The organism is Natrinema sp. 74, from assembly GCF_046097095.1.
Lineage (GTDB): Archaea > Halobacteriota > Halobacteria > Halobacteriales > Natrialbaceae > Natrinema.
Genome location: NZ_CP175698.1, coordinates 1,590,518 through 1,616,220, shown reverse-complemented (window position 1 = coordinate 1,616,220; position 25,703 = coordinate 1,590,518). Strand labels below are relative to the sequence as shown.

Below are 25,703 nucleotides of genomic sequence, written 5' to 3'. Positions count from 1 at the left end.
GGACGACCGATCTGTGGTCCTGAGTCCTGTCGTTGCCCCGTACGTTGATGGGCATCGACACGAATCGAGAGCCATGAACGAAGCCGTCGACCGGCGTCGGTTCCTCCTTGCGACCGCCGGCGCGAGCGCGCTCGCAGGCTGTTCGTCCTCGCCCGCCGGCGAATCGCCCTCGAGTCCCGACGCGTCGTCCTCGAACGAGACCGACGGACATCCGGACGCAGCCGCGACGGCGGACCTCGAGGGAATCTCGGCGGCGCTCCAGTACGTCCGTCCGGCGACCGATTCGCGACGGCCCGAGGTCCTCGCGACCGAGGGACGCCAGTATGTCGTCGTCACGGTCGGCGAATCGACGGTCGAGGCACGCGACGTCGCCCTCCGACTGGACGGGACCGAATACGCCAGTTCGTTCACCGCAGCGGCGGACGGCCGTCTTCGACACCGGATTCGAGCGGTACACCGTCCCGTTCACGGTCGTGACATCCGACTCGAGATAGTGCTGCACCCACCGACCAACCCGTTCGTCAGGCTTCGTCTCCGTCGACGGCCGGTAACGTGAACCGAAACGTCGCGCCCTCGCCGGGCTCGGTGTCGACCCAGATCTCGCCGTCGTGGCGCTCGACGATACGCCGACAGAGCGCGAGTCCGATCCCCGTTCCGGCGTGTTCCTCGCGGCTGTGAAGGCGCTCGAACACCTCGAAGATACGCTCCTCGTCGTCGGGATCGATACCGATCCCGTCATCGGCGACCGAAACGATCCACTGGCTGCCGTCTCGTTGGGCCGTGATATCGATCCGCGGAGACTCGTCCCCGCTATACGCGAGCGCGTTCGACAGCAGGTTCTGCAACACCTGTCGCAACTGGTCCGGATCACCTTCGACGCGAGGCAGCGACTCGCTCGAGAGGGTCGCGTCGGTCTCTTCGAGTCGCAGCCGCAGATCGCTCCGCACATCCTCGAGGACGGCGTCGAGGGCGACCGGCTCGAAGGGATCGCCCCGCGTTTCGACACGTGAGTACGCGAGGAGGCCGTCGATCATCGTCCGCATGCGCTCGGCCCCGTCGACGGCGTAGTCGAGGAACTCTTCGCCCTCTGTGTCAAGCTCGTCGCCGTAGCGGTTCTCGATGAGCGAGAGGTAACTGGAGACCATTCGCAGGGGCTCTTTGAGGTCGTGGGAGACGGTGTATGCGAACTGCTCGAGCCGTTCGTTCGACGCCTCGAGTTCGCGCTCGTACTCTCGGCGCTCGAGTTCGGCACCCATCCAGTTGCCGAGCAGTTCCACGAACGTGACCTCCCAGTCGGAGAACCCCTCGACGCGCGCCTCCATATCGTAGAAACAGAAGGTGCCATACACGTCGTCGCCGACCGAGACCGGCGTGCCGAGATAGCTGGAAATCCCCCACTCGGCGTTTCCCGCTCGGTCGGCGAGATCCGGCGCGTCCGCCTCGACGTCCTCGAGGACAAGCGTCTGTCCGGTGTCGACGACGCGCTCGCAGTTCGTTGTCGACAGCGAAACGACATCTCCCGCCGTGAGGTCGGCGTCGCTGGGCGCGTCGACGGCCTCGAAGATGTACTCGTCGGCGTCTTCGTGGACGCGCGACAGCGTCGCGTAGTCGGTGCCGATCGTGTCCCGAACGACGCTCAGCAGCGATTCGATCTGATCGGAGAACTGCCGATCGGGAGCCGCGATCACTTCGTAGGCGTCCTGTAACGCCCGTTCGCGCTCTCGGATTTGCGTCGTTCGTCGCGAGTGCTCGGTATCAATGCGTATCGAGACCGTCAGCCCTGTTTCGGAGGGATACGCGCGCCCGTCGAGGCCGACGGCGAGTAACTCGGAGACGCCCTCGAACGAGACCGGCTCTCGAGTCCGCATCGCTCGCTCGTACTCGTCTCGGCGCGCCGACCCGATCGCGTTGGGCACGGCGTCCCAGACGACCGTTCCGAGTAGCTCCGCCTCGGGCCGCTCGAGCAACCGTTCGATCCGCTCGTTGCAAAACGTGAGCCGCCACTCGTCATCGACCGCGAAGACGGCGTCAGTGATGCGCCCGTAGGCCGCCAGCGCGGCGTCACCGTCGTGCGGCTCGGGCAATTCCGGTCGCTCGACCATTGCTACCGTGAGGGGCTTGAGGCTCATAAGCTATCCGTCGCTCACGTTCCGCCAGTCGGGTGCCGTCGAGTACGTCGCGTCCGAGCGTTCGTCGAACGCCGAATAGACGACCTCGTGGAGCAGCGTTTCGGCCTGCGGGCCGACGATGTGACAGCCCAGAGTCTCGCCGTCGGGCGCGGCGAGCACCTTCGATCGACCTAATCGTGAACCGACGAGGTTCCGTCGCAGGATGAGCACCACGCACGTACGATCTCTTCGAACAGGTTGAGACCGATCTTCAGAGAACTGAATCGAAGCGGGTGCTGCCGACAAGGAAGCGACGGTTCGTGCGTTGTTGATGAGAACCACCTCAGCAGAGTAAATTCCGAAAATATACCAAATACGCTGATATATCTGGATATTATAACAAGAATATGTCGTTTGCACGATATCTCCGCCCTGTTCGAGTCCCGGCCTCCTTAACCCAAAAATATAAAATACCCAATACAATATTATAGGTGACCCTCATCACCATATTGTTGATAGAATGTCTCACCCATACCAAATCCTAATACCAGCCCAAAACCGGCACCATATATGTCAAAAAGCAAATAACCAATTATCATCCACATCATACCGGGTATTAAAATCGAGGCTGCTTTTGAGGTCATGTATTTACTTTAGGATCGGGAGCATTTATTCTTTCATGCAGCGTAAATTGATGGCCAATGGGCCTGATATGCCTTAATAGCTATCGCTAGATCGTACTGCTCCTGGCTTATCTATCGCCGAGTCGTTCGCCCACGAGAGGGCTCGATGGCAATCGATTCGAGCCTGATTCTCGACGGAAGCGTGACTCGAGTCATTGGTATCCCTCCTAACAGAGTAGCGGATTGAGGGTCCAATCGTGATGCGCCTCTCGAACTCTCACACGATCTGTTTTGATCAGCCGGTTCAAACATAGTCTATTGACGCCTCGTCACCCTCGATCGCTCACGTCCCGCCAGTCGGGTGCTGTCGAGTACGTCGCATCCGAGAGCTCGTCGAACGCCGAATAGACGACCTCGTTCAGCGCCGGATGGATGTGAACCGGCTCCGCGACATCGTCGACAGTCCCGTCGGCGCTGTCCATCGCAACGACCACCTCGTGGAGCAGTGTTTCGGCCTGCGGGCCGACGATGTGACAGCCCAGAATCTCGCCGTCGGGCGCGGCGATGGCCTTCACGAACCCGTCGTCGGCCTCGAGGATCATCCCCAGCGGCGCGGCCCCGTAGGGCGTGATCACAGCCTCGTACTCGCGGCCCTCGTCCGCGAGTTCGTCCTCCGTTTGCCCGACGCTCGCAACGCGCGGGCTGGTGAAGATCGCGTGTGGCACGGCCCGATAGTCGACCGCTTCCCCCGCGTCGTCTAAGACGTTCGCCGAGACCACCTTCGACTCGTAGTCGGCCGCGTGCTTGAACGGCCGTTCGCCGAGGACGTCGCCGAGCGCCCAGATTCCGTCCGCGGTCGTCTCGAGTCGGTCGTCGGTTTCGATGTGGCCCTTCTCGTCTACCTCGACGCCGGTCGCCTCGAGCTCGAGCGTGTCGGTGTTGGGTCGGCGACCGGTCGCCAGCAGGAGGTCGTCGCCGGTGAGTTCGACGGTCTCGGCGTCGCTCTCGTCGTCGGCCGGCTCGGCGGTCACGGTAACGTCACCGTCGGACTTCGGGTCGTCGACGGAAGTAGCCTCGTAGCCGGCGTACACGTCGCAGTGAGCCTCGAGCGACTCCGTCACGGCCGCGCTCACGTCGTCGTCCTCTCGAGGAACGAGCCGGTCGCTCCGGCCGACGATCGAGACCTCGGTTCCGAGCGCGCCGAAGAAGTAGCCCAGTTCGGCTCCGATGTAGCCACCGCCGACGACGACGAGCTCGTCGGGCCGTTCGTCGAGAAAGAGCGCGTCGTCGCTCGTAAGAAAGTCAGCGTCCTCGAGTCCGTCGATCGGCGGAACCATCGGCCGGCTCCCGACGGCGATGACGACCGTCTCGCCGCGGACCCGCCCGCCGTCTTCCCCCTCCTCGGTCGCGCCGTCTGCCCTCTCCTCAGTTGCGCCGCTTTCCCTCTCTTCGGTCGGTTCGACCGCGAGCGTCCGGTCGTCGACGAATCGTCCCTCGCCGCGGTAGAGGGCGACGTTCTCGCTGTTCCGGAGACTCGAGGCCTGGTTCGCCGCCTTCTCGAAGACCGTGTCGTGAATCGAGGTGGTGATCTCGTCGTAGTCGACTCCCGTTAGCTCCGCGTTGACGCCGAACGCGTCGGCGCGTCGCAGTTCGCGGACGACGTCCGCCCGGTGGATGAGCGCCTTCGAGGGAACGCAGCCCCGCGTCACGCAGGCCCCGCCGAGCGGGCCGCGCTCGATCACGGCCGCCTCGAGTCCCTGTTGGGCCGCCGCGGTGGCGACTTGACTTCCCGATCCCCCGCCGATGACGACGACGTCGTACTCGTCCATACGGGCGTCGACCACCGCCGACCGCCTAAAATAAGCGCCTGCGATACGATCGCCGACCGGCGCTCCGCAGTCGGCCGTTCGCTCGCCGCCTACGGCGCGCGGCCGACGCTATCGACGCCGTCGCTACTCTCTGTAGTGTCGACCGACGATCGTCACCGGCCCGGTACCGGCGAGTCCGTGGTGGCCGTCCTCGGTGCGCTCCCACTCGAGTCGGCCCACCGATTCGTCACCGTCGAACCCGGTCTCGTCGGCCCGGAAGAACAGGAGTCGGTCCGCGCATCCATCTCCGGTTACGTCGATGGCGTGGCCGTCGTCGATCGGTCGGGCCCCGCCGCCGTCAGCGACGACGTCCGGTGCGCCGAACCGGTATCGAACCGGTTCGCTCGCCGGATCGAACTCGTCCGTCCGGAGAACTGCGACTGGGACGATGCCATGGCTGTCCGGATTGATCGGCGCGCGACCGCCTCCCGGTCGGATGTCGATCTCGAGGTCCGTCGGGAAGTGTGCGGCGGCCTGCCCACCGAGGGTCGCGATTCCGAGCGCCGTCGCCGCGACCCCCGTCCCCGCTTGGAGGGCGCGTCGCCGACCAATCGCGTCATTCGTCTTCGTCGAGTCGACCTGCCGTTGCGGATTGTTCGGATTGTCTGCCATGTCGCAATCGACGATTCACTGCCGATGGTAATATTCAATCTGGTGCATGCATCGAAAAAATCAGCCCGAGCGCCCGCGTCGTCGTACGGCGGCGTCAGAGCCAGTCGTCGCCCGGGTCGTCGTCCACCGCCTCCTTGTGAGACTCGACCGCCGCTGCGAGGTTCGAAAGCGCCTCCTCGGGCGTCTGTCCCTGGCTCGAGACGCCGGTGATCTCGTCGTCGGCGATGTGGAGGCCATGCTCGTTCTGTCGCATCGTCACGTCGGCATCCTCGAGCGCCTCGTACTCCGAAGGGTCGACGTCTGCGTCGGAACTCATACGCGGTGGTTGTCGCGGTCGAGTGAAATACCCACCGACGCCGCTCGAGCGACCGTCGCGTCGACGTTCGGTGTCGGGAGATCGGTCGGCCACTCGAGACAGCGGCGGCCCGTCGAACGGTCGAGTCGGCACTCGCTCGTCAGACGTAGAAAAAGCCTTTAACGCCATCGCCCCGTAGACGAGGCAAATGGTACTCGACGATCTCGGGAGTTCTCTGCGGGGCACCTTGGACAAGCTCCGCGGGAAGTCGCGACTCAGCGAGGAAGACGTCGAGGAGATCGTCAAGGAGATCCAGCGCTCCTTGCTCTCCGCCGACGTCGACGTCTCGCTCGTGATGGCCCTCTCGGACAACATCAAAGAGCGCGCCTTAGAGGAAGAACCCCCTGCGGGCACCCCGGCGCGGGACTTCGTCCTCCGCATCGTCTACGAGGAACTGGTCGACCTCATCGGCGACTCGACCGAGTTGCCCCTCGAGGAACAGACCATCCTGCTGGCGGGGCTGCAGGGGTCGGGGAAGACGACCTCCGCCGCGAAGATGGCCTGGTGGTTCTCGACGAAGGGGCTTCGCCCGGCGGTCATTCAGACCGACACCTTCCGACCCGGCGCGTACGACCAGGCCGCGGAGATGGCCGAGCGCGCGGAGGTCGACTTCTACGGCAACCCGGACAACGACGACCCCGTCGAGATCGCCCGCAAGGGCCTCGAGGAGACCAGCGAGGCCGACGTCCACATCGTGGACACGGCCGGTCGCCACGCCCTCGAGGACGATCTGATCGACGAGATCGAGCAAATCGAGGGCGTCGTCGATCCTGACACCTCGCTGCTCGTCTTGGACGCCGCGATCGGACAGGGCGCAAAAGAGCAGGCCCAGCAGTTCGACGAGTCGGTCGGAATCGACGGCGTCGTTATCACGAAGTTAGACGGGACCGCGAAAGGTGGCGGTGCGCTGACCGCGGTCGATCAGACCGACTCCTCGATTGCCTTCCTCGGGACCGGCGAGGAAGTCCAGGACATCGAGCGCTTCGAACCCGACGGCTTCATCTCGCGACTGCTCGGCATGGGCGACCTTTCGCAACTCGCCGAGCGCGTCGAGCGCGCCATGCAGCAGACCGACATCGAGGAAGAGGAGTGGGACCCCGAGGACATGCTGCAGGGCCAGTTCACCCTCAAGGACATGCAAAAGCAGATGGAGGCGATGAACAACATGGGGCCGCTCGACCAGGTGATGGACATGATCCCCGGCTTCGGCGGCGGGATCAAAGACCAGCTCCCCGACGACGCGATGGACGTCACCCAAGAGCGGATGCGCACGTTCTCGGTGATCATGGACTCGATGACCGAGGCCGAAAAGGAGTACCCCAAGGCCATCGGCGCGAGCCAGATCGAGCGCATCGCCCGCGGCTCGGGAACCACCGAAGAGCGGGTCCGTGAACTCCTCCAGCAGTACAAGATGATGGAACGCACGATCAAGCAGTTCCAGGGAATGGGCTCCGATCAGGAGATGCAGCGCATGATGAAGCAGATGCAACAGGGCGGCGGTGGCGGCGGTGGCATGGGCGGCATGGGTCCGTTCGGGTAACGCCGCCTGCGCGTTCGTCGCGCCCTCGGAGTGCGCTCGCTTCCGGTTCCCGCGTTCGTTCTCGTTTGCCTGACAGTCGCGCTGCCGCTACGTTAATGCAGCTCTAGACGAACCCTCGAGTAGCAATGCATCGTCGACAGTACCTGACTCGCACCGGCGCAGTCGCCCTCTTCGCGGGCGGTGCCGGCTGTTTAGGCGGCCTCACTGGGTCGTCGGACGATACCGGTAACACCGACGTCGCCAGTCGGGCCGGCGTCCGCGCGCTCGATCGTGCCGCTGGTAAGCTGAACAAGGCCGCCAAATCGCTGAACGAACTCTCGCTCGAGACCCCCGAAACCGTCACGTTCGACCCGTCGGAGCCGCGAGCCAAGATTTCGGACGCGCGCGACCACCTCGAGACCGCCGAGTCCGAACTCGGCGACGATCGACAGGCCGACATCGAGACGCTCCGGTCGTACGCCGACGCGCTCGAGGGGCTGATCGCGGTGACGGTGACCGTCACCGACGACACGATTACCAACGATATCGACACCGTCACGACGGCGATCGAAGAGCAAGGTGACCTCGAGGCGGCCAGCGAGACCGTCGACGCTCGCCATACCGACATTTCGTCGGCCTACGAGCGGTTCAAGCAGGCGGAGACGACCATCCAGAATCTCGACGGCGATCGACTCACCGACCTGACCGGCATCGACCTCGCCGACCTCAAGGAGGGGGTGAGCGCACTCGGCACCGCCGTCGGCTCGCTCGAGACGCTCGCGGCGGCCTACGACTCGACGCTTGATACCGAGTCGGGCTACGGCGCGCTCGAGCGGGGCCGGACGAAGTTCGAGAACGGCGAGTACGCGGCGGCACAGAGTGAGTTCGCCACCGCCGAGTCGACGTTCGCGGACGCACGGCAGTCCCTCGAGACCGGAACCGGGTCGGCCCCGGAGGGGCTCGTCCAGTACTTCGAGACGGCGTCGTGCCAGACCATGCACCTGACGACGGCGGCGGGGGCGTTCGCCGAGGCCGCGGAGGCCGCAGCCGACGGGAACGCGGTCACGGCCAGAAATCGGAAGAACGACGGCGAGGACGCTCTCGAGGACCTCAGTAGCTGTACGAACTGACCTACTGCGTCACCGTCGCGTCGCGCTCGCGGGCCGCCGTCGGCGGGAGGTCGTCGACGAGGACGACCGCATCCCCCTCGAGGACCGGGGTCTCGTCGCCGTCGAACACGGTCGTCTCGATCCGATACTTCGCCCGGCCGAGGTCCTCGACGACCTCGCAGACGGCGGTGGCGCGTTCGTCGATCGGCAACGGCGCGCGGAAGCCACTCTCCTGTGAGAGGTAAATCGTCAGCCCCGGCAACCGAGCGAGCGCCGCGCTGATGAGGCCGTTCGCGAGGACGCCGTGGACGATCCGCTCGCCGAAGCGCGTTTCCGCGGCGTAGGCCGCGTCGAGATGGAGCCGGTTGGTGTCACCGGTCACGTCCGCGAACGCCTCGACGTCGTCCGCCGAGAGCGTCTTCGAGAACCGGGCGGTGTCGCCCACCGAAACCGTCGATTCGTCTGCACCGCGATATTCGAAGTCCCAGTCGTCGCGCTCGTAGAGGGTGTCGGTCCGGGTCCGTCGCTTCGGGTGCTCGGCCTCGCGGCGACCCGCTTCGTGGGCCAGATGCGGCACGTAGTAGGTGAGTTCCGTCGTCGTGAGGATGCCCGCCAGCGAACCGCGGCCGTCGCCGTCCGCGACCACCGGTAGGTGTTCGATCTCCGACGAGCGCAACAGTTCGGCGGCGTCGACGATCGAGGCGGTCGGCGCGACCGTCGTCAGCGGACGTGACATGACCGCTGACAGCTCGAGACGGCCGAGATCCCCCCGCTCGCAGAGTTCGGTCGCGAAGTCGCCCTCGGTGACGATGCCGACGGGGTCGCCGTCTCGAGCGACGATCACCGAACTCACGCGTTCGTCGCGCATCAGCGTCGCCGCCTCGGTCGCGGTCGCGTCCGGCGGGGCGGTGACGACGTCTTCGATCATGATCTCGGCGACGGGTATCGTGTCGTACATTTGACGGTCGTACACCGTCCAGCGGTATCAGTCGCCGGGGGTCGCTACTCAATCTCAATGGCAACGGCTTCTGTGTCAGCGAGTACGACCAGCAAGCGACCGCGAAAACGGCTCAAGACGACCGGTGAAACGGAGGACTGACGGGACGGCGAAATCGAACCGGTTCAGGCGTCGACCGGCCGGCCGTCCTCGGTCGGCGGCGCGATATGGTCGATGTACGCCTCGAGGCTCGGCTCGTCGACCCGCACCCGCACCGCAATCTCGCCGAGTTCGTCGGGTTCGCCGACCGAGAAGTTCACGCGGTCCTCGAAGGCAGCCTGCTTTTTCAGCGCGAAGGAGAAGGTGTCGCCCTCGCGGTTCGCGAAGAACTCGCCGCGGGCGGTATCAAGGATCTCCTGGCGGTGGAGCAGGTCCGAGAAGTGATCGAGCGAATGCGCCTCGCCCCGAACTTCGCCAAACTCCTCCTCGAGGTCGGCGGTGGGGAAGATGTTCGCTACGGCGTCGATCACGCGACTCGTGACCTCGGTGTCGTAGATCGGTGCCGTGATTTCGACGTCGACGCGGTAGACCTCGCTCATGGTTCGAGTTCCGGGTCCGCGGGTTTCTTATCGTCGGTTCCGTCTCGGATAACTGCCCGAATCCGCTCGCGGAACGTCTCGAGCGAATCGGCGTTTTCGACGACCACGTCGGCCCGCTCCATCGCGTCGTCCATTCCGAAGCCCCGTTCGCGCTCGTCGCGGGCGGCCAGCCCCTCGCCGCCGTCGTCCTCGCTCGCGTCCCGGCCGCGGGCGTCGATTCGTTCTGCGCGGAGGTCGAAGGGGGCCTCGATGCTGACCAGCGTGAACGCGTCGCCGAACTCGTCTTCGAAGATGTCGACCTCGACGTCCGAGCGAATGCCGTCGACTAGGACCGTCTCATGGTCCTCGAGGCGATCCTCGATCATCGGCAGCGACCGTTCAGCAATCGCCGTCGGGCCGTTCTCCTCGCGCAACGCCTGCGCGACCGTGCCGTGATCCTTCGCAGGATCGAGGCCACGGTCGGCCGTCTCCTGGCGGACGACGTCGCCCATCGTCACCACCGGGATTCCGTCCTCGCGTGCGACGGTGGCGGCCTCGCCCTTGCCGCTTCCGGGGAGTCCCACCGTTCCGATGACGTGCATCGAGCACACGTACCGGCGAGACGTGCATAAACGCTGTGTTCGCCGCTCGTCGAACGGGCTATCCCCTCGAGCGCCCGTCGTCACGCCGTCGACGCCCGAATCGCTTTCCCGTCTCAGTGCAACTGTTTTAGGATCGTCTTTCACGCGTTGCAGTTGCCTTCGGTGCACCGTTTAGATCTGTCTCGATATGGTCAGTCACTGTTCGAGGCGAAACCGGCACGCTTCGGCCTCGCTCGAGCGGGCTCCCTTATGTCCTCGTTAGCCGTCTTTTCTGTCGAATCAAAACGGACGGTTCGACGGTAGCGTCCCGCCAAACCGTTCGAATTCGGCGCAATTAGATAAAATCCAGACTGACGCGCGAAACGGACTCTCGCCGTTATATGCCAATCCGTTGCGGCCTCGAGTGTCGCACTATGACAGAAACGCGCATCAACCGGCGTCAGTTCGCGGCAGGACTCGGCGTCGGACTGGTCGCAGCAGTGGCCGGGTGTATGGACAGCGGCGAATCGAGCAACGAGTCGGGCAACGGCTCCGGCGACTCGAGCGCCGACTCCGGCGGCACCGGCGACCTCGGCTCCGACGATTCCAGTAGCAACGAGTCCGATAGCGGTGGTCTCGGTAACGAATCCGACGACGGTGGGCTCGGCAACGAGTCCAGCAACGAGACGAACGAGAGCACGACCAACTCGTCCACCAACGAGTCGGGTGCCGACACCGGCAACGAGACGAACGAGAGCAGCGAGGGCTCAGAAATCGAGTTTTGACGCCGGTTAGGCCGACGCTCACGCCATCCAGGACTTCTCTTTTTCGAAGCCGACGTCGATCAGTTCGTGACGCGTCGCGTTCGAAGCCGACAAGCGACAGCGGCCTACAATCCACACCGCTTATGCCGTTCCGCCGTGGATTCGGACTCGAGGGCACGTAGCTCAGTCCGGAAAGAGCGTCGGACTTCTAATCCGACGGTCGTGGGTTCAAATCCCGTCGTGCCCGTGATTCTGCGACGAACAGACCCGATAGCGAACTGAGAGGACGAATTGCCGCCGGTGAGCGTCGTTATTCCGGCCTACAACGAGGAACCGGTCTTGCCGGCGACGATCGAAGCCTGCAAGAACCTCGACTATCCCGCCGAGACACTCGAGGGTGGTCCTCTGTTACGAATCGGTGGTGCTATTGTGGCCACTTACCGCCGGTCTACGAGCATAGTTCGTCGTCCCTTCTTCTAGCCGTGACTTATCAGAGGAACGTGCATGCAACAGCCCCCATCGGTCTTAACCGCGCTTCCATCAAACACTCGAGGGACGGAACGACGGATGACACGCGAGCGTGTTTCGCGCCGCACCGCGATGAGGGGTGTCGCTGGTGGCGTCGTTGGAAGCCTGCTAGGGCGTCTTCCCGGGTGGTTCTCCGAGGGGTCGACGACCAACCGGTACGGCCCCGCGCTCGATCTGTCGGTGCCGGACGGGGGCTGTCCGCGACCCAGTCCGTCAAAGCTCCAAGCCCACACGTCGTCCAACGGTTCGTTCTTCGTGCGCGACGACGGTCGGATCGCCATCCTGCAGGGCGCGAATATGGTGGACAAAACGAAGCAGCCGCCACACTATCCGGCCTCGGAGATCAGCTCGGCCGACATCAAGCGGATTGCCTCGTGGGGCTTCAACTTCGTGCGCCTCGGAATTCAGTGGGCGAAACTCACGCCGACACGACCGCCGTCGCCGTCGGCCGTCGATTCCGCCGTCGACGAATCATACGTGACTCGGCTCCGCACGCTCGTCCGGAACCTCGCCCGTCATGACGTATCCGTCCTGCTCGACATGCACCAAGACTTTTTCAGTGATGTGTTCGACGGCAACGGGGCCCCGAAATGGGCGGTCTACGACGACAATATTCCGTTCGTAGATACCGATCCGTGGTGGACGAGCTACCTGCAACCTGCAGTGCTGGCAGCGTTCGACAACTTCTGGGAGAATCGAGGGCGGATCCAAGAATATTTCGCCCGGATGTGGCGGACAGTCGCCGACCGGTTCGGGACAGAGACGAACGTCGTCGGATATGATATCTTCAATGAGCCCACACCCGGCAGCGGGTCGCCGATTTCCTTCGAACGGGAGTGGCTCACCCCGTTTACCAATCGCGTCATCGAGCGCATTCGAGAGGTAGACGACGACACGGCTATCTGGGTCGAGCCCGGCATCTTCTTCGGCGGTGGTATTCCGAGCCGCATCGGACGCGTCGACGATCCGGCAGATAACGTGGCGTTCTCGTTTCATAGCTATCCCGAACTCCTCGCCGATGCGGATCGCGTGACGAACCGACTGCCGGTCGATTTCGACGTCAGTGCCGTCGGCCATCGACACATCGCTCGGAACGCCGTAGAGACGGCCGATCGACTCGGAGCGGTCCCCGTGATGACCGAGTTCGGCGCTCATCCCGATCCGGCGGACGTCCGCGACGGGCTGACCGCCGCCGCGGACGCAATGATTGGCTGGGCATATTGGCAGTACAAGCCGTGGAACGGAACGCCGCGGAGTTGGCTGTACAGCGACGGACACGTCAGCAAGAACCTCCATGAGTTGGTGCGCCCATATCCGCAGGCCATCGCGGGCTATCCGGAGTCGTGGTCGTACGACCGCGAGTCGCGACGATTCGCCCTCGAGTATCGGCCGCGCCGCGGCGTGAATCCGGACACCGTTGTGTACGTACCCGAACGCGCGTACGGCGGCGCATACGAACTGACGGTCAACGGCGGAACACCGGTCTGCCGAACCCGGGAGTACGTCCACGTTCGCCACCAGACGGCGGAGAAAAACGTCACGATCAGTATTACACCGGAAGACGCCTGACCGCTGCACGATGTGGCTCCCAACGCGGACTGAGAACGACGCGATACGTCGTCTACGGACTTTCGCTCGTTCCGGCGTCAGTACCGGGCGGTCGCCGAACTGCTGCGATCGAACGCTCGCCGCTCCTCTCGAGGACGCTCGCTTCTGAGTGGGCCGGTACTCGCACGAATCTCGAGCGAAGCGATATCTAAAATGACTGGTTCCGATACACTAATGTCGGCCACTAACGTTATATAGAATGTCGGCAGGGCCGACTGATGGCATCACAGGGGATACGGGGGAGCACCGATCATCGCCACGCACACACGACGATCGCCATCCCCGCTGCCGACTGTGTACACCCTTTCACCGGTTGCCACTCGTTTGTGAGCGGTGAGCCCCGTTTTCAATTCGCTATCTTCCGTCCCCCTTCGTGAGCCGGAACGCATGAATAGTCGGGGCGACGACACGACGGTATGGACGGGCGTATGCGACAGTTGGTGGTCGATCCCGCGTCGTTTTTTGACGCCGCATCCCCCTCGCTGTCGCAGTCGGCCGGCGTTCCCGCGGCGCTCAGCGCCGTCTGTCTGGGCGTGATCCCGCCGGTCCTCGCCCTGTTGCGCTCGCCGGTGATCTCCGACGCGGCGGTCTTCGACGCGTTTCCGCCGATCCGGTACGCCACGGCCGGCTGGGAGGTGTCCCTGCCGGGGGTCGTCGGCGTCCTCGTCGGCACGCTGATCGCAGAGCCGATAGTCGCCTGGATCGTCTTCGCGGCACTGTTTTATCTGCTCTCGTGGCCGATCGCGCGCGAGCGCGGGTTCGGCCGAACCGTCAGGCTCGTCGCGTGGGGGTTCGCTCCGCAACTCGTCGCGAACGTGTGCGTACTTGCCGTTTTGGCCGTGAAGTTCCCCGCGACGCCGACCGAGATCTGGGGACTCGGGGTGACGGTCCCCGCACGGATCTACGCCTATCCGCTCGAGTCCGAACCGCTGTTTGTGGCGGTGAACGCCGTCGGTGTGCTCTGTACGCTCTGGTCGGGATACCTCTGGGCGCACGCGGTCGCCGCCGCCCGCGGACTGACGGTTCGACGGGGGCTCGCGGTCGTCGCCGTGCCGACGGTGCTCGTTCTCGGGCCGATCTGACGCCCGCAGATCTCGTCGTCGGATTGCACGGACCACTGACATCAGTGTTACGTGGTAGCGTCGGGGTTGCTACCGGATTGATACCCTTGTAGTAACATTGTGCAACTACAGATGAGCGACGAGACGCCTGTAGACGATGCGCGCGTAATCGTTGTCGGTGGCGGCCCCGCCGGACTGAGTGCGGCGCTGTTCACCGCGAAAAACGGCCTCGAGACGACCGTGTTCGACACCGATGAGACGTGGATGCACAAGGCCCACCTCTTTAACTACCTCGGGATCGGCTCGGTCGGCGGCAGCGAGTTCATGGCGACGGCTCGCCAGCAGGTCGACGACTTCGGTGTCGACCGCCGGCAGGGCGAGGAAGTGACCGCGGTCAGCGAGTCCGGCGACGGCTTTACGGTCGAGACCGAAGCGGACAGCTACGAGGCCGAGTACGTGGTCCTTGCGACGGGCGCGAACCGCGACTTGGCCGAGGAGCTGGGCTGTGACCTGACCGAGGAAGGACCCGTCGACGTCGGCGTCTCGATGGAGACCAGCGTCGATGGCGCGTACGCGACCGGTGCGATGGTCCGCGCCGAAGAGTGGCAGGCCGCCATCGCCGTCGGCGACGGGGCCGCCGCAGCACTCAACATCCTCTCTGCCGTAAAGGGAGAACACTACCACGACTTCGATGTCCCCGACGACGCCGCGCAAGTCTTCGGGGAACACGTCGCGGAGTAATCGCAGACGAGCCACGAGACGGCTACGACCGATCGAATCGGTCCACGATCCACCCACCCTACCATGTCTAACGAATCCACGAATCCAGTCACGCCGGAACTGCCCGACAGCCCCGTCCACACGACCGGAACCGACCACATCACCGTCTGGGGGAGCAACGAGGCCGATACGATCGAGTTCTATCGCGATCTGCTCGGCATGCCGCTCGTGCTCCGCCAGCCGAACCTCGACGACCCCTCGCAGACGCACCTGTTCTTCGACACGGGCGACGGTCGTATCCTGACCTTTTTCGTCAGCGATGACCGCCCGTCCGCCAACGGCCAGCGCGGTGGTGTCGGTGCCGTCCACCACCTCTGTTTCAGCATCGCTCCCGACGAGTACGAGGACACGATGGACGCCCTCGAGGAGGCCGGCTACCATTACAACGTCTTCGACCGGGGCATCTTCCACTCGATCTACACCCGCGACAACAACGGGCTCGTGATCGAACTCTCGACGGACAAGTACGAGGTCCCCGACGACCGCCGCGGCGAGGTGCTGGCGAAAGCCCAGGAGCTTCGCGAAGAAGACGGCGCTGACTACGCGAAAGACGAGCACCTCCGCGGTGCCATCGAGGCCGTCGGCCTCGAGGTCGTCGAGCACGACCTGCCTGATGCCAGCGCCGGCGTCGGTGGTGTCGAATGAGCGCCGGCGCGGACGTGGACGGCCCCCATCAGGGCCAGCAACTCGTCACCGGCGGCACCGACCTCGCAGACGCCGAGGCGGCGGTCGTGCTCACCCACGGCCGTGGAGCCACGGCTCGAGGCATGATCCAGATGGCAGACGAGTTCCACCGAGAGGGCGTCGCTCTCCTCGCGCCGCAGGCGGCCCGCCAGACCTGGTACCCCAACTCGTTTCTCGCGCCCGTCGAGCGCAACGAGCCCGGCCGATCGTCGGGGCTACAGGCGATTACCGACGCCATCGAGCGAGCCAACGTCGCCGACATTCCGACCGAACGCGTCATGCTCGTCGGCTTCTCGCAGGGGGCCTGTCTGGCCAGCGAGTACCTCGCGCGCAATCCGCGCCGCTACGGCGGCCTCGCAGCGCTCAGCGGCGGGCTGATCGGCGAGGAACTCGACGACGAGTACCCCGGCGACCTCGAGGAAACTCCCGTCTTCCTCGGTTGCAGCGACGTCGACCCGCACATCCCCGAAGAACGGGTCCACGACACCGCCGCCGTCCTCGAGTCGATGAACGCCGACGTGACCAAACGCCTCTACGAGGGGATGGGCCACGGCGTCAACGAGGACGAACTCGCGTTCGTCTCGGACATGGTCGCAGACCTGCTCGACTGAACGCGACCTCAAAGCCCGACTCGCGGATCGAATCACGACGCCATTCGACGGCTGCCAGCGCCACGGCCCCACTTCGCTCTGTTCTCCGGCGTCGCGGTGGCGCGCGCTGGGCTGCGGTGAGCGAACGCGAGACGCGGCCAGACTGTGTGCGAGGGATGAGCGAGTGCAACGAGCGAATCGGCTGGGGAGGACGTGGAAATTCCCTGTTGTCACGTATGCGGATCGTGGCCCGCTACTCTGCTTCGTCTATTGCTCTGCTCCGGCTGCTACTCTGTTCTGTCCCTTCCTTCGATGCGGCGAATGAGACGCGTCGACCTCCGTCTCCCCTCGAGTGGTGTGAAAGCCGGCTCAGCGCTCCGTTCGAGGGGCGTGCAGACGACGCCGAACCCCATTCCGATGCATTTGCAGTAGATATAAGTCACTACTGACCAACAATTAGAACGGAAGCCATACTCCATCTGTCGCGGGGGGCATGCGCCGAAATGCCCCGGGTGCTGGAATCACCCGAGACGTGGCTTCCAAGCCGCGAGGCTTCGAAAGCCATGATTGCGTACATTCTGTCGGGATATAAACGTCCCGCACGACGATCGAATCGCACGCCACGACCAGCCTCGAGTCCGCGTTCGGCCTCGAGACGAACCGGAGGGCACGGCCAGTGAGTCCCGACCGCGAGCCAAGCGACGACGAGGACTCGCCGTTTCCGGCGTGCCCGCGCTGTGGCGACCCGGTGCTGTTCTCCGTTGCCACTGGTCCCCATACCGGCTCCGTCGGCCCCTGTGGCTGTTCGGTGCCGCCGGATGTGTTCGCACTCGAGCGCGAGTGATATGCCCGCCGGGCGCGTAGAGGAGTCGCTCGAGCCCCGGCGGACAGCCGACCGTCGCCGTCGGTCACCGCATCGAAACCACCGTCGACGGCGAGCGGCCGGTCCGAAAGCGGGGCTCGCGCCGTTTCGATCGCGCTCGTTCGCACTCGGCTCACGGTGGACGACGGTCGACCGTTTCAGAACTCGAACAGCGGACCGAACCGGAACAGGACGAACGCGCCGACCGTGGCGACGACCGGCACGACGTTTTGCATGAGCAGCACGCGAGCCGTCGTCGTCGGATCGAACAGCTCTGGTGTCGCTGTCACGCTGTCGGGATCGCCATCGACGGGGTCCGGTCCCTCGCCGTCAGTGGCGGTGGGACGGGTCGTCGTCCGCGTGGCCCGGCCCCAGCCGAGGCCGACGATACTCGTCGTCGCGATGACGACGAAGCTCGCGGGAATACCGAGCCAAGAGAGGAAGACGACGAGACCGGCGCTGATGACGGCGACGACGATCGCGGCCGTCAGCGGTAGCTTCGTGATGTCGCTGCCGAGCGTCTCGAGCGTGCGACGAGCGATCGTAAACGCGCCGATCGCGACGGCGGCCGAACCGAGCAGGGCCAGCGGGGTGAACGCTATCACGCCGGTCGCATAAAGGGGGGCGATGGCGTTGGCGATATTGCTCGTGCCCGACGCGTACGCCGTCACACAGCCGATGGCGATGACGCTCAGCGAGCCGGCCATTTCGCGTCGGTCGGCGCTCGAGCCGAGCCGAAGCCGAGGAACGAACCCGGACGCCCTCACGGACACCAGCGGCCGGTCTCGTGTGCGATCCTCGAGCGCGAGCCACTCCTCGAGTTGGGGGTAGAAGTACCGACCGACGACGCCGGCCACCCAGAAGCCGGCGATCGGTGCGACGAGCCACCAGACGGCGATTGCTCTGAGGACCGACCAGTCGAGGGTGCCGGTCGCGAGCCCGAGTGCGCTGATCGCGCCGACAGCGGTCATCGACGTCGAGGCGGGAACGCCGGCGTAGTTGCCGAGAAGCAGCGCGCTGCCGATCACGAAGAGGACGGCGGCGCTCGTCCGGAGGGTGAAGACGGCCGGGTTGCGAATGAGGTCTTGAGCGAGCGTCTCGACGACGGCCGGGCCGACGGTGAGCGCGCCGAGCAGGAAACAGACGGACATGAACGCGGCGGCGATGATGTTGCCGACGACACCCGCACCGACGGCCGGGCCGAACGCCGGCCCGGTCGTTGCGCCGCCGATGTTGTAGCCGACGAACGCCGCGACGAGGAGTCCGGCGGCCAGTAGCAGTACGTTCATCTGTCGTACGTATATTATATTGTGGTTATCGCTATTATATTTACTGACGTTCTCAGTAACTGGTCAGATCGATTTTACGCCGAAACTCACCTTCGATCGCACTGCCACCGCTTTCCGGACCGCCGCATCGACGGTGCAACGTCTGTTTCGGGCGCGAAGCCGTCTCGGTTGCTCGTGCTTGTCCGCCATCGAACCGAACGGGACCGTCTCGCCCACCGCGTCACGGTCACGTCGACGAACGAGTCACGCCGACGGTTGTCCGCTCGGGGTCGCTCTGCGACCGCTCTGTTGCTCGCGGGCGCTTTGCGCTCGTTCGCACGGCTCGCGAGATTTCACGCGCTGGCGCAAAACCGTCGATACAAAGCCGCTCGTTACTCCTCGAACCCGTCTTCGAACCGGAACGTTCCGTTACGCTGGACGACTTCCCCGTCCACTTCGATGAACGAGTCCTCGCTCATGTCGACGATCATGTCTACGTGGACCGCGGAGTCGTTGGCCTCGTTGCCCTCGCCGACGGTGTCGTCGTAGGCCCGACCGACGGCCATGTGGACCGTATCGCCCATCTTCTCGTCGAACAGCATGTTGTAGGTGAACCGGTCGATGTCGCGGTTCATCCCGATGCCAAGTTCCCCGAGTCGGCGCGCGCCGTCGTCCGTGTTGAGGACCTCCGTGAGCACGTCCTCGTTTTTCGCCGCCGAGTGGGAGACGACTTCGCCGCCCTCGAACTCGAGTGAGACGTCCGTGATCTCCCGGCCCTGGTGATAGAGCGGCATGTCGAACAGCACCTCGCCCTCCACGCTGTCGGGTTGGGGAGCGGTAAAGACCTCGCCACCGGGCAGGTTGTGCTCGCCGTGGTCGTTCAGCGTCGGATTGCCCGCGACGGACATCGTCACGTCAGTCGTGTCGCCGCTTTTGATGCGGACCTCCTCGGCGGGGTCCATGATCTCGACCATATGCGCTTGGTGTTCGCGTTGCTGTTCCCAGTCTTTGTTGACGGCGTCCCAGACGAAGCCCTCGTAGCCCTCGGTGCTCATCTCGGCGAGTTGGGCGTTCGCGGGCGCGGGAAACTGCGTGAGACACCACCGCTTCGAGAGCCGTTCCTCGAGGATGGGCCGGTGGGCCTGCTGGTGGGCCGCGCTGATCTCCGGATCGACGTCGCTGGTCTGGGTGACGTTGTCGCTGGCCCGGATGGCGATGTAGACGTCCGCGTTCTGGATCAGCGCGAGTTCGTGTTCCGGCGTCTCGAACTCGCCGTCTGACGCTCGCAGGTAGGCGCGCTGGCTGCGCTTGCCGGTTCGCTGGCTCGTTGTAACGGGGTTTGCACCGCGGTCGCCGATCACTTCGTGGAGCGCGACGACCAGGTCTTCGGCGACGGGGTGGGCGTCGATGATGACGTTGTCACCTTCTTCCAGATCGACCGAGTGGTTCGCGATGATCTCGGCGTGCTCGCGGATGCGTGGGTCCATGTCTCGCTATTGAGGCGGGGAGGAAAAAACGGTTCGTGATGAGGCAGCGGGCGGGGACTCGAGTCGACGACGGCCGTGCGATCGACCCGTCGTCGACATCAGCGCTCGCCGCCGCGCATCCCGTCGCGGAACTCGAGGACGGTCCGGCGCAAGAGCAGATAGAAGAAAAAGACCAGCGCCAGCAGGATCAGGACGACCGCGATGATGACGGGATCGTCGGGAAGGAGGCCGGTGATGAGGTCCAGCATACGCGCCGGCTACTCTGTCACCGCGGTTAATCGTTTCGACCCCGAGTCGTCGAAATCGACCCCGGCAACTAGCTGAAATCGACGCTTCAGCTTGCGCTGCGTATAACGTGGGTCGGTGCATAGGTCATCGTAGGCCTCGATCGCTGCCCTCTAGCCACCACCTCCCGTCCGAGGCTCGACCTCGGGATCGAGGCCTGCCGCCCGTCCCCACCGGCCGCGCCGGTTCGGCCGCCGCTCGCTCCCGTCTGACAGTCCGGTCCCGTTGCGGCGGCACCCCCCTCTGACACCGTTTTCGATTCAGTTCCCCGCTGGCGTCGTCGCTCGTCTCGCGACCGGACCCAGTCATCGCTCGAGCGACCGAGGCTCGCGCGTCCGTCGGGTTCCGTGTTCTTCCGATCGTGGGAAATGGGAGACGCGCCGTGGAGCGTTAGTCGGTTCCCGCCAGCGATTCGGAGTCGTCGTCGGCCAGCTCGTCGGGCGATGTCGGTTCGACGGCGGGATCCGTTCCGAGCGGTTCGACGCGGACGTTCGTGATCTTGTACTCCGGAATCTTGCTCCGCGGATCGAACTCCTCTTTGGTCAACGTGTTGACGGCACCGTGGACGAAGTGCATCGGGATGAACAACACGTCCGGCCCCGACGTTTCCTCGACGTTCGCCTTCACGACGATTTCGCCCTGTCGGGACTCGACACTGACGTACTCGCCGTCCGCGATGCCGAGCCGATCGGCCGCGTCCGGATGGATGGTGACGAAGCTCTCTGACACCTGCTTCATCGATGCGGTTCCGCGGCGCGTCATCGACCCCGTGTGCCAGTGGTAGAGGACCCGCCCGGTGGTGAGCGTGAACGGGTACTCCTCGGTCGGACCCGGATGCAGACCGTCCGCCAGTTCCGACGGCACGAACCGCGCGAGCCCGTCGTCGAAGTTGAACGCCTCCTCGTAGAGGTACGGCGTTCCGGGGTGATCCTCGTCCCAGCACGGCCACTGGAGGCCGTCTTCTTTCTCCTCGAGGCGGTCGTAGCTGACGCCGCCGTAGATGGGGGTGAGATCGCTGATCTCGTCCATCACGTCGGCGGGACTCTCGTAGTCCCAGTTGAACCCAAGCCGGCCGGCGAGGTCCCGGAGAATGGCGGCGTCCGTCCGCGCGTCGCCCGGTGACTCGACGGCCGGCCGAACGAGCTGAATCCGGCGCTCGGTGTTCGTGGTGGTGCCGTACTTCTCGGCCATCGACGCCGCCGGTAACACCACGTCGGCGTGCTTCGCCGTCTCGGTCATGAACAGCTCCTGAACGACGAGGAAGTCAAGCGCCGCCAGCGCCGCCTCGGCGTGTTGGATGTCTGGCTCGGACAGGGCGGGGTTTTCGCCGACGATATACATCCCGTGTAGGTCGGTGATCTGGGGACTGTATCCCTCGCCCGCGCCCGGATCGTCGGTACCGCGGTCCCCCTCGCCGGAGGTGGGATAGTCGCCGCCGTACGCGTCGGTCCCCGTCCCGCCGGCAACGGTCTCCTCGACGCCCGGAATGGCGCTGAACATCTCGGTGATACGGAGGCCGACCTCGTCCGGCGGCCGGACACCCCACGACGCTTCGAACTTGTCCAGTACGTCGTCGTCGGTGACGGACTGGTAGCCCGGGAGGTTGTTCGGGATCGGTCCCATATCGCCACCGCCGCCCTGGACGTTGTTCTGGCCGCGAAACGGCGAGAGCCCGGACCGCGGCTTGCCGACGTGGCCACAGAGCAGCGCCAGGTTCGCGATGGCGAGTGCGTTGCGCGTGCCGTGGGCGTGCTGGGTCAGCCCCATCGCCCAGCCGTAGACGCAGGTGTCCGCCGCTGCGATGGTCTCGGCCGCGTTCGTAAGCTCCGCCGCTGGGACATCCGTCACCTCCTCGACCCGGTCGGGAGTGTACGGTTCGACGGTCTCCTTCAGCTCGTCGAAGTGTTTCGTGCGCTCGTCGACGAACGCCTCGTCGTAGAGTTCCTCCTCGATGATGTGGTGCATCATCCCGTTGAGCCACGCGGTGTCCGTGCCGGGCTTGGTCCGGCTGTACTGGTCCGCATGCTCCGCGATGGTCATCTCCCGCGGGTCGAACACGAACAGATCGGCACCGTCACGGACGTTCTGGACGATCCGCGTCGCTAACACCGGGTGGCTCTCGGTCGTGTTCGAGCCGGTGATGAGATAACAGTCGGTCTCGCCGATGTCCTCGTTGATGCGGTTGGTCATCGCGCCGTAGCCGACCGTCTGCTTCAACGCGGCGACGGTCGAGGAGTGACAGAGCCGCGTGCAGTTGTCGACGTGGGGTGTTCCGAGCACCTGCCGGGCGAACTTCTGGGCGAGAAAGTTCTCCTCGTTCGTGGCCTTCGAGGAGGACGTTACCGCCAGCGAGTCTGCGCCGTACTCGTCGCGGATTTCGGTCAGGCGGTCGACGATGCGAGTCAGCGCCTCGTCCCACGAGGCCTCCCGGAACGTCCCGTCCTCCTTGACGAGCGGCGTGGTCAACCGTTCGTCGGAATTGACGTAGTCGTAGCCGAACTTCCCCTTCACGCAGGTCGAGAAGTCGTTAGCCGGCGTCTGGTCGGGGTCGGCGGGCCGGACGCCCAGGACCTCCTCGCCCCGACCGTACAGCTCGAACCGGCAGCCGACGCCGCAGTAGGTACAGGTCGTGTCGGCTACGGTGAGCTCGCGCTTCCGAACGCCGCTGACGACCTGTGCGGCGTCGAAGAGCTGTCCGATCGTCAGCGACTTCTCCGCGACCGACTCCGCGGCGTGCTCTACCGTCTCGGCCGCCCGGTCGGGAAGTGCCGACGCCCGCCGTTTCGCCGTCGCCATGAACTTCGAGACGCCCTCGAGCGCCTCGGCGTCCGTCCGGGGCTCGCCGTCCGGGTGATCCTCGACCTCGAGTGTGCCCCCGCCGAACGACGGCACCTCGCGGTTTGGTGCGTCGGCCGTGTCGGTCGTTTCGACGGGGCTCCCCTCTCGTACTTTTCCGATGGAGACCTTCTGCGTGAATCCGGGAAGCGGGATAGTTGTCGCGTCGACGAGCCCCTCTTCGACGAGTGATCCGGTCGGGCAGACGGTGACGCAGTGACCACAGGAGATGCAGGTCGAGTCCTCCATCGTGTCGGCGTCGGGTTTTTGGAAGTCGATGTGGATGTCGTCGCCCGTCCCGGACATCCGGAGGACGCCCGCGTTCTGTACGTCGTTGCACGCCTCGACGCAGCGATTACAGAGGATGCACTTGTTGCGATCGATCTGAATGACCGACGTGTCGTCGATGGGAGCGTACGCGTCGCGCTCGTCGAACACGCCGTACCGGGGCCGATTGACGCCGTGTTCGATGGAGACGTCCTGCAGTTCACAGCGGCCGTTCTGGCCGCAGGTCGTACACCGCAGGTTGTGGTTCCCGAGGACGAGGTCGAGGTTGACGTCCCGCGCCTCCGCCGCGTCGGTCGCGTCGGTGGCAACCTCGAGGCCGTCCTCGGCCGGGAAGCTACACGCTGGGACGACGCCGTACGCGTCGGTTTCGACCATACACGTCCGGCAGGTGCTGCGCGGGCCGATCTCGTCGGCCTGTTCGGTGTCGCGGTCGTAGTAACACAGCGCCGGCACGTCGGACGCGGTATCGACCGTCTCGAGGGCGTCGATGAGCGTCGATCCGGGGGCGACGGCGACGGGGTGGCCGTCGACCGTTACGGTCGTCATCTCGTCGCTCTCGACGCCGACGTCGGGGTCGTTTGCCGTCCCCGTGCGGAAGTCCTCGGTCAGCGGCGTGCTCGAGCGCGGGTCGTCGACGTCGGGAACGCCCGGCAGGTGTTCGGTCGGCCCGTGCTCGGTCGGGCCGGGGTCGTCCGCGCTCACGATCCGGACACCTCGCAGGCACCGCTCGGGCAGCGACCGGCCGCGTGGGCCTCGATTTCGGTCTCGAATCGGTCGAGGGCCGTCTCGACGCTCCGTGCCGCCGACCGGCCGACGTCACAGAGGCTCGAACTGTCCATCGTCCGGATGAGTTCTCGTACCATATCGTCGTCGTACGTTCCGTCGTAGATCTCTCGGAGGAGGCCGAGGAGCTGTTTCGAGCCCTCGCGGCCGGGGAAACAGCGACCGCAGTTCTCCTCGCTGGCGAACCGGATGCGCTCGCCGGCCGTCGCGAGCACGCAGCGATCCCGATCGAACAGTTCGACCACGCCCTCGGTGCCGAGATCGGCATTTCTCAGTGCCGACGCGGTCGCGGTGTGGTCAAGCGATCGAGTGAAGCCGCCGAACTGACCGCCGATACACGCCATCTTGATCTGATCCGGCGCGTCGACGGCGTCGCGGACGGCCGAAAGCAAACTCCCGGTCGGCACCTCGACGGTCGCCGGCGTCCCTACGTCGCCGGTGACGGTGACGAGCCGGGTTCCGGGGTCGGCGTCAGCGGCGTCGAAAGCACCGGGCTCGAGGAGCGCGGCGCGCACCTGCGCCAGCGTCCGGGGCGTCTGTACGATCGTCGGGCGGCCGTACAGCCCGTGTCGGGCGGGTCCCGGCGGGCGCAGGCGCGCTTCCAGCCGGTCGTTGCCCTCCAGGGCCTCGAGCGCCATGGTGAACTCCCCGGCGATGTACTCGTCCGGACCGGCGACGACCTGCGGAGACTCCGCGTCGTCGGCCGCGTCTTCGCCGAGGGCGTCGGTGACCGCAACGGCCGCGCTACGGGTTCGGTGACGGACGAGGTCGTCGTCTTCGTTCGTGTACACGACGATGTCGCCGGGGTCCGCGCCGACGATTTCGGCGATGGCGAGCGCCCCGTCGAGCACCGCCGCTGGCGACCCGCCGAGCAACGTTCGGTCGGTCTCGTTTCGGCGGTCGCTCTCGTTGGCGTTGACCACCACGACCGGATCGCCCGCGGCCTCGCGCACGGTGGCCACGGACTCGGCGAGCGCGGTGTCCTGACTCGCGTCGCCGCGACCGCGTCCGAGGAGGCCGATCTCGGACAGACGCTCGAGCGCCGCCGCCGGATCGTCGCGCGCGAGCGCCGTGGCGTCCGCGGTCGCGCCGGCGCTCTCCTCGGGATCCGTCCACCCGCAGCCGCCCAGTACGCGCCGCGTTCCGATCGCGAGCGGCCCGTCCGCCGGGGTCGGCAGCGTCTCGGTGTCGGGGTCGTGTTCGACGACCCACGCGGCGTCGTCTGCGCCGACGGTTCCCGCTTCGGCGCGGTCGACGAGCGTCTGCACTCGCTCGGACGAGGGTTGCGGATGGTAGGCCGTCCGCCCCTCGGTCGTAACGAGCACGAGCGGTTCGAGCGCGCGAGCGCCGGTCGAACCGACCTCGAGCACGGCTACTCGTTCGGCGGCGGTGCGGGCCGTCTGGAGGGTTTTCCGCCCCCGTTCGAGGGGGTGAGCCGTTTCGTCGGCATCGTCACCCGCCGGTTCTCGAGCAACGCTCGGCGGCCTACCGCGGCCGACAGTGACGCGGACGATCGGCCGTTCGTCACGGGAATCGTATGTGTTGTTCACTGCCGTAGCGTTCGGCGAGACCGTACGAAAAGATAGGACC

Annotated in this window: 24 protein-coding genes, 1 tRNA gene and 1 pseudogene; 12 read left to right on the top strand and 14 right to left on the bottom strand. The window is 65.4% G+C overall.

Annotated features, from left to right (window positions below; genetic code table 11):
• Window positions 1-73 precede the first annotated feature (73 nt).
• Window positions 74-556: a hypothetical protein gene (locus ACJ70B_RS08030; protein WP_408959877.1), complete on the top strand. Its 483-nt coding sequence runs from the start codon at window positions 74-76 to the stop codon at window positions 554-556.
• Here ACJ70B_RS08030 and ACJ70B_RS08025 read toward each other — a convergent pair.
• The 6 genes and pseudogenes from ACJ70B_RS08025 to ACJ70B_RS08000 all read right to left on the bottom strand — a co-directional run bounded on the left by ACJ70B_RS08025 (window position 522) and on the right by ACJ70B_RS08000 (window position 5,527).
• Complete coding sequence (locus ACJ70B_RS08025; RefSeq protein WP_408959876.1) at window positions 522-2,102, bottom strand: sensor histidine kinase; 1,581 nt, start codon at window positions 2,100-2,102, stop codon at window positions 522-524. The genes ACJ70B_RS08030 and ACJ70B_RS08025 overlap by 35 nt on opposite strands.
• A gap of 30 nt (window positions 2,103-2,132) precedes the next feature.
• Window positions 2,133-2,300 (bottom strand): annotated as a pseudogene (locus ACJ70B_RS08020) (dihydrolipoamide dehydrogenase); the annotation flags it as partial.
• Window positions 2,301-2,593: 293 nt separating this feature from the next.
• Window positions 2,594-2,752, bottom strand: coding sequence for a hypothetical protein (locus tag ACJ70B_RS08015; RefSeq protein ID WP_408959875.1), 159 nt, complete (start codon window positions 2,750-2,752; stop codon window positions 2,594-2,596).
• A gap of 308 nt (window positions 2,753-3,060) precedes the next feature.
• A complete protein-coding gene (locus ACJ70B_RS08010) occupies window positions 3,061-4,560 on the bottom strand; it encodes a dihydrolipoyl dehydrogenase (RefSeq protein WP_408959874.1) in 1,500 nt (499 codons plus the stop codon).
• A 123-nt stretch (window positions 4,561-4,683) separates the two neighbouring features.
• The gene (locus ACJ70B_RS08005) at window positions 4,684-5,211 is read right to left on the bottom strand and encodes a hypothetical protein (RefSeq protein WP_408959873.1); all 528 of its coding nucleotides are present in this window, start codon (window positions 5,209-5,211) and stop codon (window positions 4,684-4,686) included.
• Between the two features lie 94 nt (window positions 5,212-5,305).
• Window positions 5,306-5,527, bottom strand: a complete 222-nt coding sequence (locus ACJ70B_RS08000; RefSeq protein WP_408959872.1) for a type II toxin-antitoxin system HicB family antitoxin — start codon at window positions 5,525-5,527, stop codon at window positions 5,306-5,308.
• Window positions 5,528-5,714: 187 nt separating this feature from the next.
• Here ACJ70B_RS08000 and ACJ70B_RS07995 point away from each other — a divergent pair, with 187 nt between their 5' ends.
• Both ACJ70B_RS07995 and ACJ70B_RS07990 read left to right on the top strand, forming a co-directional pair.
• Entirely contained in the window at window positions 5,715-7,106 is a 1,392-nt protein-coding gene (locus ACJ70B_RS07995; RefSeq protein WP_408959871.1) for a signal recognition particle protein Srp54, read from the top strand.
• Window positions 7,107-7,231: 125 nt separating this feature from the next.
• Complete coding sequence (locus tag ACJ70B_RS07990) at window positions 7,232-8,215, top strand: hypothetical protein (RefSeq protein ID WP_408959870.1); 984 nt, start codon at window positions 7,232-7,234, stop codon at window positions 8,213-8,215.
• Between the two features lies 1 nt (window position 8,216).
• Here the strand turns inward: ACJ70B_RS07990 and ACJ70B_RS07985 are convergent, their stop codons facing one another.
• The 3 genes from ACJ70B_RS07985 to ACJ70B_RS07975 form a co-directional block, all read right to left on the bottom strand.
• Window positions 8,217-9,152, bottom strand: a complete 936-nt coding sequence (locus ACJ70B_RS07985) for a CBS domain-containing protein (RefSeq protein WP_408959869.1) — start codon at window positions 9,150-9,152, stop codon at window positions 8,217-8,219.
• A gap of 164 nt (window positions 9,153-9,316) precedes the next feature.
• Window positions 9,317-9,730, bottom strand: coding sequence for an RNA-binding domain-containing protein (locus ACJ70B_RS07980; protein WP_408959868.1), 414 nt, complete (start codon window positions 9,728-9,730; stop codon window positions 9,317-9,319).
• Complete coding sequence (locus tag ACJ70B_RS07975) at window positions 9,727-10,311, bottom strand: AAA family ATPase (RefSeq protein ID WP_408959867.1); 585 nt, start codon at window positions 10,309-10,311, stop codon at window positions 9,727-9,729. The genes ACJ70B_RS07980 and ACJ70B_RS07975 overlap by 4 nt, the downstream gene beginning before the upstream one ends.
• Before the next feature lie 413 nt (window positions 10,312-10,724).
• Between ACJ70B_RS07975 and ACJ70B_RS07970 the strand changes: the two genes are divergently transcribed.
• The 9 genes from ACJ70B_RS07970 to ACJ70B_RS07930 all read left to right on the top strand — a co-directional run bounded on the left by ACJ70B_RS07970 (window position 10,725) and on the right by ACJ70B_RS07930 (window position 17,149).
• Window positions 10,725-11,075, top strand: a complete 351-nt coding sequence (locus ACJ70B_RS07970) for a hypothetical protein (protein WP_408959866.1) — start codon at window positions 10,725-10,727, stop codon at window positions 11,073-11,075.
• 151 nt (window positions 11,076-11,226) lie between these two features.
• Window positions 11,227-11,301: transfer RNA gene (locus ACJ70B_RS07965), tRNA-Arg, on the top strand.
• A gap of 53 nt (window positions 11,302-11,354) precedes the next feature.
• Complete coding sequence (locus ACJ70B_RS07960; protein WP_408959865.1) at window positions 11,355-11,534, top strand: glycosyltransferase; 180 nt, start codon at window positions 11,355-11,357, stop codon at window positions 11,532-11,534.
• A gap of 87 nt (window positions 11,535-11,621) precedes the next feature.
• Window positions 11,622-13,151 (top strand): cellulase family glycosylhydrolase, encoded by a 1,530-nt coding sequence (locus ACJ70B_RS07955; RefSeq protein WP_408959864.1) that lies wholly within the window; start codon window positions 11,622-11,624, stop codon window positions 13,149-13,151.
• A gap of 455 nt (window positions 13,152-13,606) precedes the next feature.
• Window positions 13,607-14,272, top strand: coding sequence for a YIP1 family protein (locus ACJ70B_RS07950; RefSeq protein ID WP_408959863.1), 666 nt, complete (start codon window positions 13,607-13,609; stop codon window positions 14,270-14,272).
• Window positions 14,273-14,383: 111 nt separating this feature from the next.
• A complete protein-coding gene (locus tag ACJ70B_RS07945) occupies window positions 14,384-14,992 on the top strand; it encodes an FAD-dependent oxidoreductase (RefSeq protein WP_408959862.1) in 609 nt (202 codons plus the stop codon).
• Window positions 14,993-15,055: 63 nt separating this feature from the next.
• Window positions 15,056-15,676, top strand: coding sequence for a VOC family protein (locus ACJ70B_RS07940; RefSeq protein ID WP_408959861.1), 621 nt, complete (start codon window positions 15,056-15,058; stop codon window positions 15,674-15,676).
• The gene (locus ACJ70B_RS07935) at window positions 15,673-16,326 is read left to right on the top strand and encodes an alpha/beta hydrolase (protein WP_408959860.1); all 654 of its coding nucleotides are present in this window, start codon (window positions 15,673-15,675) and stop codon (window positions 16,324-16,326) included. The genes ACJ70B_RS07940 and ACJ70B_RS07935 overlap by 4 nt, the downstream gene beginning before the upstream one ends.
• A 655-nt stretch (window positions 16,327-16,981) precedes the next feature.
• Complete coding sequence (locus tag ACJ70B_RS07930) at window positions 16,982-17,149, top strand: hypothetical protein (RefSeq protein WP_408959859.1); 168 nt, start codon at window positions 16,982-16,984, stop codon at window positions 17,147-17,149.
• Between the two features lie 176 nt (window positions 17,150-17,325).
• Here the strand turns inward: ACJ70B_RS07930 and ACJ70B_RS07925 are convergent, their stop codons facing one another.
• From ACJ70B_RS07925 to ACJ70B_RS07905, 5 genes are all read right to left on the bottom strand, one after another.
• Window positions 17,326-18,456, bottom strand: a complete 1,131-nt coding sequence (locus tag ACJ70B_RS07925) for an anion permease (protein WP_408959858.1) — start codon at window positions 18,454-18,456, stop codon at window positions 17,326-17,328.
• A gap of 371 nt (window positions 18,457-18,827) precedes the next feature.
• A complete protein-coding gene (locus tag ACJ70B_RS07920; protein ID WP_408959857.1) occupies window positions 18,828-19,922 on the bottom strand; it encodes an aminopeptidase in 1,095 nt (364 codons plus the stop codon).
• 98 nt (window positions 19,923-20,020) lie between these two features.
• The gene (locus ACJ70B_RS07915) at window positions 20,021-20,170 is read right to left on the bottom strand and encodes a hypothetical protein (RefSeq protein ID WP_408959856.1); all 150 of its coding nucleotides are present in this window, start codon (window positions 20,168-20,170) and stop codon (window positions 20,021-20,023) included.
• Window positions 20,171-20,597: 427 nt separating this feature from the next.
• A complete protein-coding gene (locus ACJ70B_RS07910; RefSeq protein ID WP_408959855.1) occupies window positions 20,598-24,032 on the bottom strand; it encodes a molybdopterin-dependent oxidoreductase in 3,435 nt (1,144 codons plus the stop codon).
• Window positions 24,029-25,663 (bottom strand): NADH-ubiquinone oxidoreductase-F iron-sulfur binding region domain-containing protein, encoded by a 1,635-nt coding sequence (locus tag ACJ70B_RS07905; protein WP_408959854.1) that lies wholly within the window; start codon window positions 25,661-25,663, stop codon window positions 24,029-24,031. Before ACJ70B_RS07905 ends, ACJ70B_RS07910 begins: the two co-directional genes overlap by 4 nt.
• Window positions 25,664-25,703 lie beyond the last annotated feature (40 nt).